This is a genomic window from Oceanospirillum sediminis (genome assembly GCF_014164585.1).
Classification (GTDB): domain Bacteria; phylum Pseudomonadota; class Gammaproteobacteria; order Pseudomonadales; family Halomonadaceae; genus Oceanospirillum; species Oceanospirillum sediminis.
Window position 1 is genome coordinate 12,398 of the sequence record NZ_JACJFM010000025.1, and the last position, 14,772, is coordinate 27,169.

A 14,772-nucleotide genomic window follows, 5' to 3' on the forward strand; every position below is an offset into this window, starting at 1 on the left:
TAAAACATGAAAACATGAGTCATTTCCCTGACCTGCAGGTCGTCAGGGAGTTCTGGCAAGAGCGTTTAACGACAACATAACCCCATCTTTCCAGTCATTACAGAATGACTCCTGCAGTAAAAGTTCCAGCCGATTAGTGTTTAATGCAGAGTTTGCAGGGCGGGCAGCCGGAGTAGGGTAGGCTTGCGTCGGAATTTCTGACAGTGCAGGAATATGGTAAGCCAGAAAATCAGAATCCGGCTCGCTGGCACTTTCTTCCTGACGCTGTTTCAGCTGTCTGAAAATCTCACTGGCAAAACCATACCAACTCGTTACAGGTTGACCGGAAAAGTGATAGACCCCTTCAGGGCGATCCTGATCATCACTCAACAGATAATAAGCCAGCTGAAGGCAGACGCGAGCGATATGAGGTGCATACGTTGGACCACCGATCTGATCAGACACAATAGATAAGGCATCTCTGTCCCTGGCCAGTCTGAGCATTGTCTTCAGAAAATTCTGTCCGAATTCACTGAACACCCAGCTGGTTCGGAGTATCACAGCCTCAGGCAGCACCGCCTGTATCTGCTGCTCACCTGCCAGCTTACTGGCACCATAGACACTACAGGGGTTTACAGCATCGGATTCAGAGTACGGGCCGGATTTCGCCCCATCAAAGACATAATCCGTTGAAATATGAATCAGCTTAACGCCACAGGCATGACAAGCCCTGGCCACAGCAGCAGGCCCATCCTGATTAATCAGAAAGGCCTGTTCACGGTCACTTTCTGCCTGATCCACAGCAGTATAAGCCGCAGCATTAACCACAACATTAACAGAGTGAGCAACCAGAAAGGTTCTGATCGCCTCCTCATCGGTAATATCCAGCTGCTGTCGACCCGCAAATATCAGTTCAATTCCGGATAACATTCCATTATTAAGACAGTGCCCTGCGTCCAGAGCACGAAAAGCCTGGCCCAGCTGGCCATCAGCTCCGGTAATCAGCATATTCAGCATAAATCAGCTGGTTCCTTTTAACTGGTTTACTAATTCCGACAGACCTGGATAATGCTGATCTTTTTCTGACAACGCAGGCGTTTCAACAGGCCATTCAATACCGACTTCAGGACAATTCCATGCCAGCCCGGCCTCATCCTCGGGATAATAATAATCGGTGCATTTATAGCTGAAATCAACCGTATCAGACAAGACACAAAAGCCATGAGCGTAACCTGGTGGGATATACAGCTGTCGATGATTATCATCACTTAATTCGACCGCAACATGCTCACCAAAGGTCGCTGATTCAGGGTTAATATCAACGGCCACATCAAGTACCGCCCCTCGGGAAACACTGACCAGTTTACCCTGTGGGTGATTTTTCTGAAAATGCAGCCCCCGCAGCACACCTTTTACCGAACGAGAGTGGTTGTCCTGCACAAAATCCAGCTCAATACCCGCATCTTGCTTATAACGCTCAGCACTGAAAGATTCCAGAAAAAAACCTCTGTGATCCCCGAATACCCGAGGCTCAATAATTACTACACCAGGTAGCCGGGTCTGAATAACATTCATAATATAGAAATAGGTTGCTACAGGAGAAAAACCAGAAGACCGCCCCTGCAACAATTATCTGTCCTGTAAGGTTAAGCGGTTGGGGATTTCAGTAAACTCAGCAGATACTGTCCATAGCCTGTTTTTGCCAGCTTCTCGCCCTCGTCCTGCAATTGTTTTGCACTCAGCCAGCCCTGATTAAAACCGATCTCTTCCAGGCAGGCGATTTTAAGCCCCTGGCGGTTTTCTATAGTTTGCACAAACATCTGAGCTTCCAGCAAACTCTCATGAGTGCCGGTATCCAGCCAGGCAAATCCTCGACCAAGAAGCTCTGCATTCAGATCACCTCGCTCCAGATAGGCCTGATTTACAGAAGTGATTTCCAGTTCACCACGATGAGAGGGAGTGACCTGCTTCGCAATATCCACTACGTCATTATCATAAAAATACAGTCCGGTCACTGCATAACTGGATTTGGGTTCAGTCGGCTTTTCTTCGATAGACAACGCTTTGCCATTCTGATCAAACTCCACGACGCCAAAGCGCTCAGGGTCCTTCACCAGATAACCAAAGACGGTCGCACCACTCTTCCGCGAGGCCGCAGTCTTTAATTGCTCGCTGAAGCTCTGGCCATAAAAAATATTATCACCCAGCACCAGACAGACAGAATCATCACCAATAAAGTCTTCACCAATAATAAATGCCTGTGCCAGACCATCCGGGGAAGGCTGAACGGCATAGCTCAGCTGGATACCAAAACGGCTACCATCACCCAGAGCTCGCTGAAACCCGGCCTGATCTTCCGGCGTGGTTATAATCAGAACGTCACGTATACCTGCCAGCATCAGCACAGATAACGGATAATAAATCATTGGCTTATCATAAACAGGCAGCAATTGTTTAGAAACGCCCATCGTCACCGGATAAAGGCGAGTGCCTGAACCCCCCGCCAGAATAATACCTTTCATGCCTTAGAACCTGTTTTCCTGCAATTCATTGCCATGCTATCACTCTTTATGACAGAGACAGTCTGTTTTTTTGAATCTTTATGTGATTCATCAGCCTGCCCGGATAACAAATACGACCTGTACACTTTCCGGACTCGCATTTTCAGTTATCACATCAACAGATGATCTACAAACTCTGCCCCAGGCGCTCTCTCTGGTAAGAGCCATCCTGGACTCTCTGACACCATTCCAGGTTATCAAGATACCACTGAACCGTTTTGCGCAGCCCGGAAGCGAAGGTTTCTTCTGGCTTCCACCCCAGCTGTCGATCAATTTTGCCCGCATCAATGGCATAACGCAGATCATGTCCGGGGCGATCTTTTACAAAGGTAATCAGCTCCCGGTAGTGCTCCACACCCGATGGTTTTTCTGGCGCCAGCTCTTCCAGCAGATCACACAAAGTGTGCACTACATCCAGATTACGTACTTCGTTATGACCGCCGATATTGTACGTTTCACCAACACTGCCCTCTGTCGCCACTTTATATAGCGCGCGCACATGATCATCAACGTACAGCCAGTCTCTGATCTGACTGCCATCACCATAGACAGGTAAAGCTTTACCCTCCAGTGCATTCAGGATCATCAGAGGAATCAGCTTCTCCGGAAAATGGAAAGGCCCATAATTATTGGAACAGTTAGTGACCACAACAGGTAAACCATAAGTCCTGTGCCATGCCCTTACCAGATGATCGGAACTGGCTTTACTGGCAGAATATGGAGAGCTGGGGTCGTAAGCGGTCTGTTCGGTAAACAAAAGACCTGTGTCTGCCAGATCGCCATAGACCTCGTCGGTAGAAATATGGTGGAAGCGGAACTGAGTCTTCTGAGCGCAATCCAGCTGTTCAGAGTAATGCCGCGCAATATCCAGCAGAGTATAAGTCCCGACAATATTCGTTTCGATAAAAGCAGACGGGCCATCAATTGAACGATCCACATGAGACTCTGCCGCCAGATGCATGACAATATCAGGCTTAAACTGTTCAAATGCCTCTGTCATTGCCTGACGATCACAGATATCAGCCTGCAGAAACTGATAACGATCATTATCAGCAATAGTCTTCAGAGACTCCGGGTTACCCGCATACGTCAGCTTATCGATGTTCAGCACCTGGTGGGACGTATCATTAATCAGAAATCGAACCAGAGCACTGCCAATAAAACCCGCTCCGCCTGTCACAAGAATATTCAAGTTAATACCTGTCAGAAATCAGTTTACTTAATATCGGCTATAGCCTGTGCCGCATTTTGTTTCACATCAGCATAGGCATCATCCAGCAATTTTTGCCTGCGAGCCCGCTCATCACTGTTCATTGGCGTCCGGTACAAAGACGTTGTTTTAGCGACATAAACAAAGGTCTGGTTATACGCATAACGCTGCCAGAGATGCCAGTCTTCCAGATAGTCTATATCTGTATTAAAGCCTCCCCGTTCATGGAAGAGCTTTGCACTAAACAGAATGGCTTGTATCGGAATGTAATTACATTCACGCAACAAAGCATAATCATAAGACTGCCTGAGTGCCGCAACCTGCCGGTAGCCCCCTTCTTTAATCACGGCACCACCCTGCTGGATATCCGATTCAACTTCCCAGGCCAGAGAATAAGCAGCAGATGCCTGCGGATTCTCCAGAAGTTGCAGCATCAGCGTTTCAACATGATCGGCGTACAGGCAGTCATCATCATCCAGAAACATCATCCACTCGCCAGAAGCCAGCGCCATGCCCTGGTTACCCGCCGCGGAGCGCCCTGCTTTTTCAAGACCCTGGTAGACGATTTTTATTCTGGCATCAGCCTGCATGAATGCTTCAACAACATTTTTCTGCTGCTGACCACCATCCTCAACAACAACCCACTCAATATTCGGGTAGGTCTGATTCAGTACGGTATAGCCCGCTTGTCGAAGCAGTTTATCACGGCCAGCAACGGTTCGGGTAATAATGCTGACCAGCGGTAATTCCTGCTGATCGCCCTTATTTAAAGGTAAAGCTTCAACGAAAGCCCCTTCACGGGCCTGCTCATAATCCATAAGACGGAATGGAAAAAGCATTCCCTTATAAGCCTGCTTTTTACGATCAGCAATCAGCGAAGGCAGATGTTTCAGATAACGGCTATACACCCCTTTCAGCAATGCTCTTCGGCTTCCCCTGAACGGAGATCGTAACAGGATTGCCGCCAGCAAAGGAAAAATCAGCGCCCGATCTTTTTTATTACCATACCGACTGCGCAGATAAAAATTGGACAGGATGCTACCAACATATTGTGCAGGTTTCACCTCTCCCGCACTGTCATAAGTGTAATGCCAGACAGATGAAGCAGGGACATATTTCAACCGGAATCCGGCTTCTCTAAGACGGTAAGAAACCTCTACATCCTCACCATACAGAAAGATTCTCTCGTCATACCCACCAATCTCAGCCATAGCGCTTCGACGTAGCAGAATGCAGGCATGAGAGCACCAGATAGCTTCCAGAGTGACCGGATCATAGCGCTTGGGATGCTCGTAAGGCTTTTGACGCGCCTCCCAGCATGCAACATCTGAATCATCCTGAACAGCCTGTGTAACCAGACTGGTCAGTGTATCCGCTTCAAATTCAATATCCGGGTTGACCACCAGAACATAGTCAGCCTGACCTTCGGCTATGCCAGCATTATGCCCCGCACCAAACCCCCGGTTAGTCCGGTGCAGAATATTAAACCCGGCAAAAAAGCGGCCAAAACTGGAACGCAGCGATTCCAGCACCTGGATACTATTATCTGTTGACCCATTATCAACAAAAGTCAGAACCAGACGATCACACGGATAATTCTGTCGGTGCAAACTACTGATAAACGTCTCCAGCAATCCGCTACTGTTATAAGTCACTACCGATAAATCAATAACCGGAAGATCATCTATTACCCGCAAGTAACGCAAAGGGATATTATCAACAGGAGAAGCAGATGAAATAAATTTCTGGCGCTGCTCCAGAAACGCTTCAGCAACCACGTTATTAGAAGTGGAATAAGCTTCACGCTGAACAGACTGGACCAGCCCGGATGGTAAAGATCTGATCGCCTGCTTTGCCACTGAGGGCAGAGGCAGTGCTTTCCATAGCCGTCGCGCAGTGATAAAGACCAGGGTACGAAGAGAACTCTGCCCCCTCAGATACCGACTTAACGTCCTCAGAGGGCGGGTTACTTTCCAGCTTTTTGAAGCATAAATATGATCCAGCTTCTGGTGTGCATCCTGCAGATCAGATTTCAGTCCATCAATATCATTTTCCAGCCTTTGTACAAAGTCTGCTTGCAACCGAAACTCTTCGTCCAGTTTCTGATAACGCAGGTCTGCAGCAATAGCGTCTTGCTGAAACTGCTGCACAGCCTGTTCAGCCGCAAGCAACACTTCATTTTCCTGACGCGCTTCGTTCTTAGCCGCTATTGCACCCGCCTGTTGTTTATTCAACAGAAAAAAGGCCTCAACAGATTTAACAGACAAAGGTAAAGAGTAAGTACGATACGCATTCAACCCATTGATCTGATTGCTATAATTCTGTTGAGCCAACTGACTATGAAAACAGGACATGGCCTGCTCTTTAACCTCTGCCTGTGGCGTAATATTGAGCAAGAAGTTGCTTTTCAGTGGTGTCCCAATTTCATACATCGCCAACTGGCAATCATCAGACATATCAGCCATCACCTGCAGAGCAGCAATAGCAACAGCCCGATGATCTCTGTGCATTTCCCATACAGATGGTGCCAGAATCAGATCAGGATTAATGGCTTTCAGCCAGGCCGAAATTCTGACCTCCAGACCAGTCTGCTCCAGCAGACTTCCATCTGGCAGCCCCAGAAATTCAGGTGATTCATAACCAATAACCTCTGCCGCCTGGCAGGACTCCTGACGACGTAACAGGTGATAAGGCTCTGCCTGTGCATCATCACCTGATTCTGAACAGATGGCAGTATCCTTCTGGTGATCCGTCAGAACCAGCACACGAACCTCTGCTCCTGCAGCCACCAGCTGCGTCAGAGCACCGCCACAACCAAAAACTTCATCATCTGGATGCGGAGCCAATACCGCAACGACGTTTCCCGGCAAGCAATCATTTGCTGTATATGGAATAAAAAATTGCTCAAAATTCATCGAAAATCTGTATCGCCCCCTGTCAGCCACCAGCGGTCTTTAACCTCCAGGGCATATTCTTTATCATTTACAGCATTACCGGGTATGACCACTTCCGTCGGTTCTATCACCGGAGATGTTTCATCCAGCCACGCCTGTACTGACGGCGTTGTCCAGGCAAACAGCCATTGCTGTCCCATCTGAGCGGTCAGTACCTGAGCAACACGAATCACAGATGGGGCATCAGCCCGCGATGAAACAAAATCAATCAGTTCAATACCTGAGCCATCTCTATGGGCTTTCAGCACCAGCAAACCACAAGGCTTCAGCGCAAATCGGCGAAACACCAGTTTAATCAGATAGTCCTGTTCAGGTTTATTCAGGTAACGGTGTTCAATGTACTGTCGGTCACGTACACCAATCGCCAAATCAGACACGTCAGCAGCCATCTGTCGCCATAACATATCAATATATTTAAGATGAGCTGGTTTTAAATCAACGGCCCGCCAGCGCAGTAACCTGGCAGAAAAAGCAGGCCAGCGCGCCTGATCAATACGATCCGTATCAACATAAAGCCCTTGCTTCACACCTAACCGACAACTCCTGGCATGGGGAAAGCCAAAACCATAGGCATACGTCTTGCCCCGACCAACATATTGTTCAAGAAAGTGTTTTGCAGCCAGATAAAAAGGCCCTTTACGTGTCAGCACGCCCCGGACTTCAGGCGCTACCATCACATCGCCCAGCTGAACAGTCAGCGTTTCACGCCCCAGGACCAGGGATCTTCTCGGTATAGCGCCATTAAAAGCAACCAGCTTGCCACTTTCAAAAACAACACTGCCATCATTATCAGCACTATGATACTTCCAGCGCCATAATGCTTCCGACATTGGCTGACCAAATGCTTTATGGAACAGTTCAAGCTTCTGCTGCTGACTGGCCCTGGTTGCATCAGTTACTTGCCAGCGAGATGAAGTGCCCTTCACTGTTTCTACAGAAACTGACTTAATGTGGCTATCAGAAGGATCATCATTCACAGAAACGCCGGCAACAGGTGTTTCCTGACTCCAGTATCGAGGCAAGCTTATCAGCCCCCGCTCTCTGCCATCCTGAACCACTTCAAGCGTAGCCGCAGGCTCTACCTCATCATGCAGAAACAATCCTCTCTGGCAGAACAGCAGAACACCAAGCGTATAACGCCCTTTTAACAGCGGGATTTTATCAAATACAGCCCTGAGCCTGCCCTGCCCCGCATCATTTATTTCCACCTTTACACCATCAGCCCAGCTGCCACAACTGGAAACCAGCTGCCCCCCTGAACTATGAATGGCGATGGCTACACCAGGCAAATCATCTGATATGCCTTTCACAAAACTGATATCAACTTCCAGGCAGCTATGCTCACTTTTTACCGTCAGCACTTTTCCCGGAACTCCATCCGATAAAACCCGGACGGAGGTCAGTCGCGTATCCGATGTCGCGCTACTGTTCTGCCCGGCCACTGCACTCTGATTCTGAGCCTCAGTTTCGCCACTATTGCTGTCATTAAGGCTAAGACGGTCCAGATAAGACTGATATTCAGCCACCACTTTATCTGGTTGCCCTTCGGCAATAACATTACCTTTATCCAGCCATATCGCTCTGGAACACAAGGTTTCCAGCTGATATAAAGAGTGGGAACAGAACAGAATGGTTTTACCCTGTTCTTTCATCGACATAATGCGTTCAAAAGAGCGACGGGCAAAATCACCATCCCCCACTGACAGCGCCTCGTCAATGACCAGGATATCAGGATCGACACTGGTCGCCACAGAAAAAGCCAGACGCACATACATGCCACTGGAATATGTATTGACGGGCTGATCAATAAAATTCCGGATACCCGAAAAATCAATAATACCTTCCAGTCTCTGCTCTGTTTCACGATCAGAAAGCCCCATGAGAGCAGCAGACAAACGAATATTCTCCCGCCCGGTAAATTCGGGGTTGAAACCGGCACCGAGTTCAAGCAGTGCAGCAATGCGCCCGGAAACGTGCAGTTCCCCTGAACTGGGGGTCAGGGTGCCACAAATCAGTTGCAGCAGTGTCGACTTACCCGCCCCATTGCGCCCGACCAGCCCCAGCACTTCACCCTTATGAAGTTCAAAACTCACATTATTCAATGCTGTAAACGCTTTGTAGTACTGGTTTTCAGGCTGGATAATCTGCCTGAGACGGGCGACAGGAGAAGGGTACTGATGATAGACCTTACTCAGCCCATCAGCTCTGAGCACAACCGATCTGTTATCAGACACACTACTGTCTTCTGGTTTATCGATCACGGGGAAGTCTTTCTCTTTTTCAGATATCACAGAAGAGGAATCAGAGCACATCGGCAAATCCCTTCCGGGTTCTATCGAAGCACCAGGCTCCGAACCTGGCCACGATAACGCCTGTTGCGCCATAAGCCGTCAGCATATAAAAATCTGGCCAGCGACCATCCAGCAAACATGCTCTGAAGGCTTCAATAATCACCGTCAGAGGATTCAGCAGCATCAGGTCCTGAACAATCTCAGGCAGGGCTGTCACGGGATAAAAAACAGGAGATAAAAATAACATGGGCGTCAGAATCAGACCGACAATATGACTGATATCTCTCAGATAAACCCCCAGAGCAGCCAGCAGCCAGCTGAAGCCAAGCAACAGAGGTAAAAAAGCCAGCAAAACAAAGGGAATTGCCAGAAATGAAACCGCCACACTTTCCCTGACAACAGCCACAGCCAGCAACAATACGACAAGGCTGGCCATCGTATAGAAAAAAGAAGAGGCGGCGGAAACCCAGGGTAAAATTTCCAGAGGAAAGATAACTTTTTTAACCATATTAGGCTGACTGACAACCAGCAAAGGGGCGCGACTGACAATCTCACTGAAGAGACTGAAAATCATCAACCCTGAAAAAATCTGTAACGCAAACTCTGTATTTGAATCTTCAGCTCCTGGCCAGCGTGCATTTAGTACAGTCCGAAATACAAAGGTATACACTGCCAGCATTGCCATTGGAGTAATCAGAGCCCAGCCCAGTCCCAGCCATGACCCCCTGAAGCGTTGCTGAATATCTCTTCTGATCAGCTGTTTCAGTAACGCTTTATGCTGAACAGGAAAAAAATACTCCCGAGGAAATAAGCGCGACATAAACCCTCTCTAGTTAGCATCAAACAGCGCCATGCTCAGAACCCTGTTGGCTGTATGTAGCCATAATTTAACAGGTTCTGGCGATCTGCCAGACAAAAGGGGCGCATTATACAACAGAATGCAACAACAATCTTTCTGGTAATCGGGTAAACCCGGAAGGGTAAACACAAGAGATACACACTGAAAGCAATTGCCAGATTATTATTCTGGGCAAATTTATTCTCCTTCGCCTTCAGCCATTAGTTTCAATGCTTCTGGCTCCATGATCAACAGCCGGGTGGTGCCATCCCGCTTAACAATTTTCTTCTTCTGTAACGACTGGAAGACCCGAGTCACCGTCTCCCGGCTCATATTCAGCATAATCCCCATTTCCTGATGGGTCGGAGGGTTCAGAATTTCCATCGCGCCTTCATCATTTATTGACTTCTTATCTGTCAGCATCCATAACTGGCCACAAACCCTCTGGTTAGTATTAGAAAGCCCCAGCAGCGCCCGCTGTGCCGACATAGTCCGAATACGCCCGGCCATACGGGAAAACATCTGTTCAACCAGTCCCTGGTGAGTCAACAGAATGCTTCGAATGGCAGTAGCAGGCACAAAAACCACCTGAGCTTTTGTCAGAGCAATAACGTACTCCGGCTGTCCACTGGCATCAAAAAGTCCCAGCTCACCACAGAAATCTCCCGGATCAACAAAATACAACCCAACCTCTCTGCCATCCAGAGTAAAGTCAACGCCCTGCAAACGACCTTCAAACAGAAAGCATAAATATTCAGACTGATCTCCGGCGTTAATCACCACGCCTCTGCGAGCAAACTTTCGGAGTACAGACTGGGAGGCCAACTCCTCCAGAGCAGGCTCCGATACTCCTTTAAGAACAGGAAAATACTTTAACAACTCAGTAGAAACAGCCATTCGGACCTATAGGATTGAACAAGAAACAGTCCAGGGAATTATACCGAAAAGAGATCATTAACCGCGAGGAATACAATGTTCTTTACATGTTCTGCGATATTGACAACAACTCAGTACGAGCTGACACACTGAAACACAACAGTACCAGTCAGTAAACAATTCACTGAAAAAGTGTGATCCATGTGATGCTCATCACCTCATAAAATTTTGCAGGATTTACTATACCATCAGATTATCAGACAACGAGGGCTTACAACAGGCAGGCTCTGGCAATGCATACAGAACAATTTCTTCACAAGCTGACACAGCGGTTTATTTCTCCAGTGAAACCTGGCAAGCAAGTACTGTCTCTGACTATGACGGCTCTGCTGTTTCAGTCCGCAGCGGCTTACGCACAAAAAAACGAACATGATCAGAAGAAACAACCCGCAGCCGGGCATGTTTCTCTGGTGATAGGTATCGCCTACGCCGAAGGACCAGAGAGAAGTAAGCGACAGAAGCTTTCATCTGGCATGCCTGTTTATGAAAAAGATCGCCTGGTAACGTCCTCCGGCGGACATGTTCACATCCGCTTTATTGACAACGGGCTTGTCAGTCTGCGCCCTGACAGTCAGCTTGAAATTGCACATTACACCTACAATGCCAGCATGCCAGAAAAATCAACGATTAAGTTTAATCTGGAAGAAGGCATAGCCCGATCAGTTTCAGGCACAGGTGCAAAAGCGGCCAGACATCGCTTTCGCATGAACACACCGATTGCAGCAATTGGGGTCAGAGGTACCGATTTTGTGGTCAGCGCGGGTAAACAGGATGTCAGGGCTATTGTTAATGAAGGCATCATTGTTGTAGCACCTTTTTCAGATCAGTGTACAGCATCCGCTCTGGGGCCCTGTAACGTCAATGCGGTTGAACTCAACGGCCTGTCAAAGCAGATGCTGGAATATAATACACTGCTGGATAAACCGAGACTCGTTCCTGTCAACGCACCTGATTTGCCAGATGTATCACAGCAACAATCTTCTGCACCTGAAAAGAAACAGGTTACCGCGTCTGAGCAAACATCAGATCAGGATCAACAGGCATCCTCAGAGTCAGATAACTCTTCCACAGAGAAAGACAGCACAGCGTCTGAAGAGCAGACTGCAGGCCAGAAAACCTCCGGTACAAACTCATCTCAGACAGAAAACACCGATAACAACACCGCATCGGATAGTAGTGCGATACCGGACAATACAACGGATTCCTCCACGGCCGATAACGAAGCGGCTTCTGAGGGCAGCGACACATCGGGAATCATCCAGGGAGCGGATACAGACACAACCGATGAGGACATCAGAGAAACAATTACGGATCGCTTATCTGATAGCCTGCCCGGAGTGATCGACTACACCCCGACTGCACCACTGGATACTAACGCCCTTAAGCGCCGCCAACTGGCATGGGGTCGCTGGGGACAAACTATGCCAAACGATGTTTATATGCTGAAACCGGGTGACTTGTCAGGTAGAAAAGTTACGGTTGGAAATACCCGTTATGCATTGTATCGACTGGATACCGGAGCCACAGAGGTCCAGGCAGGACTGGGTGATGTCAACCTGAATCTTCGTCATGCTCAGGTGAACTATAATGAGAAAGGTGGCAGTACTGATGCCATGAGAGTATCCGGTGGATGGCTGAATATTAACTTTAACAATCAGACATTCAGGACAGGTCTGACGATGGACCACAACAAAACAGGCGATGTACTTTTCTCTGCCGAAGGCGACATCAATAAACACGGCTATTTTTCCAGTAAGACCAATGATAGTCAAATGGCAGGAGCCGTTAGCCTGGACAGTCGTGAAGCAGGCTATTTCTTTGAAAAACAGCTGGAAAACGGATTTATTGAAGGCACTACATTATGGGAAAGGCCTGAATAATGAAAATGCCTTTCAGAACATTACCACAATCCGATTCTGCTGGTAGCAGTCAGAATAATGTGTTGTCAGTCACTCTTTCCGCATCAGGCGTTCGAGCTGCGGCTATAGTGCTGGCTGGCATTGTTGCCCTGATACTGACTGGAGTGGCCTCTGATACCAGCCAGACAACCGAAGAGCGCCTTGGCAGCCTGACCTGGTCTCTGAATCCAGACCAGACTACGGAAAAACGTCTGGCTATCGTTGCCATTGACGAGCAGAGTCTGGCAGAAATCGGCCCCTGGCCGTGGCCTCGGGAAACGATGGCCCGGCTTGCAGATAAATTACAGGGCTACGGCGCTGCTCAGCTGCTTTTTGATATCGTATTTCCGGAACCAAGATCAGGTGATCAGGCTCTGGTCAGCAGCCTGCAGGACTCCCCTTCAGTTCTGGCTCAAATCCCGGTACTGGAGAGTAACCAGTCGATTCAGGCAGGACTAATGACTCATGCTGCCCGCGGCTTAAGTTGCCAGCCTCCGTTTCCCAGAACAAACAGCTTTCTGGCCAGTGATCGCGTATTTTCAGGCATTGCCAAAGGGCATATCACACCAATTGTGGATCACGATGGCATGATTCGACGAATACCTGCGGTCATTTGTGTTCAGGATGAACCCTATACGGCTCTGGCGATCAGCGCACTGATTAACAGCCTGCCACTATCATCTGAACAGCCAGCTCTTACTCTGAAGCAAGGCCGGGGAATATTCTCCCCTGACTGGATACTCAGGCCGTCAGGTTATCCTGGAATAGCCATTCCTATGGACAGCCGGGGTAATATCCGGATTAATTATCAACAACACCCTTATAGTTACCAGGTTATCCCCGCATCTCAGATACTGGCAGGCACAGCCCCTGAGACACTGATTAAGGATCGCTGGATACTGATTGGTGCAACGGCTTTTGGCCTGGGTGATGTCGTCCCGACACCTCACAGTGGAGCCACTCCCGGAGTAGAGTTGCAGGCTCGCCTTATCAGCAGCCTGCTGAACAACCAGGTACCTTATACCCCGCAACATTCTGCCATCATTCAGCTGTTGGTCGCAGGTCTGTTTGCCTGGGGATTATGGTTCATCGCGGGGCATAGCAATAGCCGCATGGTCGCCACCGGCCTGCCTGTTGCAGCAATAGCCATGCCTCTGATAGCTCTTGCTTTGCATCTGTATCTGCTGGAACAGGCCTATATCTGGCTGGGGTGGCTGAAGCCTGCTCTGTTTGCACTGCTGGCAGCAACCTTGCTAGCGTTACTGGAACATGCCAGAGTTCGCATTGAAAAAAATCGGGTCTTTAACAACCTGAATAGTTACCTGCCAGGTGATATTGCCAGTGAAATTGCATTCAACCTGCCAAATGGGGCTATTGAAGCGAAACGGAAAGAGCTGGTATTGCTATGCGCAGATCTTCGTAATTTCTCTGCGTATGAAGAAGCAAGACCGCCAGAAGAAGCCGCTGCATTACTACATTGTTTTTTTGTGAAAGCCACAGAAATCATTGAGCAGAACAACGGTCAGCTGGAAGAGTTCAAGGGTGATGCCGTACTTGCCAGCTGGAATGTCAGCGAAGACAGTAATGCCAGCCAACAGGCTCTGGCCGCAGCTCATCAGCTACAGGATAACATTACCCGGATGATTCCTGACAAAGCACCTGCAGGCCTGGAACCGCTTGCACTGGGTGTGAGCATTGAAAAGGGGCCGGCTCTGGTAGGCTCTATAGGCCCAGCTCATCGGCGCACACATACACTGTTAGGCGATACAGTGACCATCACACTACGCATCCAGGAAATGACTCAGGAGCTGGCACAACCCATACTGGTTGGAGAGTGTGCCGCTCGGGACTTACCGGGGGAAACTCTGGAATCCCAGGGAGCTTATCTGCTTGATGGCCTGCAGAATCCTCACAAACTCTTTGCCCCGGAAATGGAGTTCGATGATGAAGAGAATGATCAGAGTGCTGTCCATCTGACGCTGCTCAGCGGTGGTAAAGCCCACTGAACAAATTCCTATCTGCTCTGATTGAATCAATCGCAACTGACTATCAGAGGTCAAAGAAAAGCCGGCATGAAAGCCGGCTTTTTCTTATCCGGACAGAAT

10 protein-coding genes are annotated in these 14,772 nt (G+C 48.7%); 2 read left to right on the top strand and 8 right to left on the bottom strand.

Annotated features, from left to right (window positions below; translation table 11 throughout):
• Positions 1 to 42: 42 nt before the first annotated feature.
• From rfbD to H4O21_RS16570, 8 genes are all read right to left on the bottom strand, one after another.
• Complete coding sequence (gene rfbD, locus H4O21_RS16535) at positions 43 to 996, bottom strand: dTDP-4-dehydrorhamnose reductase (RefSeq protein WP_182809986.1); 954 nt, start codon at positions 994 to 996, stop codon at positions 43 to 45.
• 3 nt (positions 997 to 999) lie between these two features.
• On the bottom strand, positions 1,000 to 1,554 hold the full coding sequence (rfbC, locus tag H4O21_RS16540) for a dTDP-4-dehydrorhamnose 3,5-epimerase (RefSeq protein WP_182810034.1): 555 nt from the start codon (positions 1,552 to 1,554) through the stop codon (positions 1,000 to 1,002).
• A 71-nt stretch (positions 1,555 to 1,625) separates the two neighbouring features.
• Entirely contained in the window at positions 1,626 to 2,501 is an 876-nt protein-coding gene (gene rfbA / locus H4O21_RS16545) for a glucose-1-phosphate thymidylyltransferase RfbA (RefSeq protein WP_182809987.1), read from the bottom strand.
• Between the two features lie 166 nt (positions 2,502 to 2,667).
• Positions 2,668 to 3,732: a dTDP-glucose 4,6-dehydratase gene (gene rfbB / locus H4O21_RS16550; protein WP_182809988.1), complete on the bottom strand. Its 1,065-nt coding sequence runs from the start codon at positions 3,730 to 3,732 to the stop codon at positions 2,668 to 2,670.
• Between the two features lie 23 nt (positions 3,733 to 3,755).
• Positions 3,756 to 6,596, bottom strand: a complete 2,841-nt coding sequence (locus H4O21_RS16555; protein WP_182809989.1) for a glycosyltransferase — start codon at positions 6,594 to 6,596, stop codon at positions 3,756 to 3,758.
• Positions 6,597 to 6,661: 65 nt separating this feature from the next.
• Complete coding sequence (locus H4O21_RS16560) at positions 6,662 to 9,016, bottom strand: GNAT family N-acetyltransferase (RefSeq protein WP_182809990.1); 2,355 nt, start codon at positions 9,014 to 9,016, stop codon at positions 6,662 to 6,664.
• Positions 9,006 to 9,815 carry an ABC transporter permease gene (locus tag H4O21_RS16565; protein WP_182809991.1) on the bottom strand — a complete coding sequence of 270 codons (810 nt, stop codon included), beginning with the start codon at positions 9,813 to 9,815 and terminating at the stop codon, positions 9,006 to 9,008. Before H4O21_RS16565 ends, H4O21_RS16560 begins: the two co-directional genes overlap by 11 nt.
• Positions 9,816 to 10,031: 216 nt before the next feature.
• Entirely contained in the window at positions 10,032 to 10,730 is a 699-nt protein-coding gene (locus H4O21_RS16570) for a Crp/Fnr family transcriptional regulator (protein WP_182809992.1), read from the bottom strand.
• A gap of 272 nt (positions 10,731 to 11,002) precedes the next feature.
• Between H4O21_RS16570 and H4O21_RS16575 the strand changes: the two genes are divergently transcribed.
• Entirely contained in the window at positions 11,003 to 12,649 is a 1,647-nt protein-coding gene (locus H4O21_RS16575) for a FecR family protein (RefSeq protein WP_182809993.1), read from the top strand.
• Entirely contained in the window at positions 12,649 to 14,673 is a 2,025-nt protein-coding gene (locus H4O21_RS16580; protein ID WP_182809994.1) for a CHASE2 domain-containing protein, read from the top strand. The genes H4O21_RS16575 and H4O21_RS16580 overlap by 1 nt, the downstream gene beginning before the upstream one ends.
• Positions 14,674 to 14,772 lie beyond the last annotated feature (99 nt).

Excerpts from the sequence above, each read along its gene's own strand:
- H4O21_RS16565 (WP_182809991.1), bottom strand. The coding sequence starts at position 9,815 with ATGTCGCGCTTATTTCCTCGGGAGTATTTTTTTCCTGTTCAGCATAAA.
- H4O21_RS16580 (WP_182809994.1), top strand. The coding sequence starts at position 12,649 with ATGAAAATGCCTTTCAGAACATTACCACAATCCGATTCTGCTGGTAGC.
- rfbC (WP_182810034.1), bottom strand. The coding sequence starts at position 1,554 with ATGAATGTTATTCAGACCCGGCTACCTGGTGTAGTAATTATTGAGCCT.
- rfbA (WP_182809987.1), bottom strand. The coding sequence starts at position 2,501 with ATGAAAGGTATTATTCTGGCGGGGGGTTCAGGCACTCGCCTTTATCCG.
- rfbD (WP_182809986.1), bottom strand. The coding sequence starts at position 996 with ATGCTGAATATGCTGATTACCGGAGCTGATGGCCAGCTGGGCCAGGCT.
- H4O21_RS16575 (WP_182809993.1), top strand. The coding sequence starts at position 11,003 with ATGCATACAGAACAATTTCTTCACAAGCTGACACAGCGGTTTATTTCT.
- H4O21_RS16560 (WP_182809990.1), bottom strand. The coding sequence starts at position 9,016 with ATGTGCTCTGATTCCTCTTCTGTGATATCTGAAAAAGAGAAAGACTTC.
- H4O21_RS16570 (WP_182809992.1), bottom strand. The coding sequence starts at position 10,730 with ATGGCTGTTTCTACTGAGTTGTTAAAGTATTTTCCTGTTCTTAAAGGA.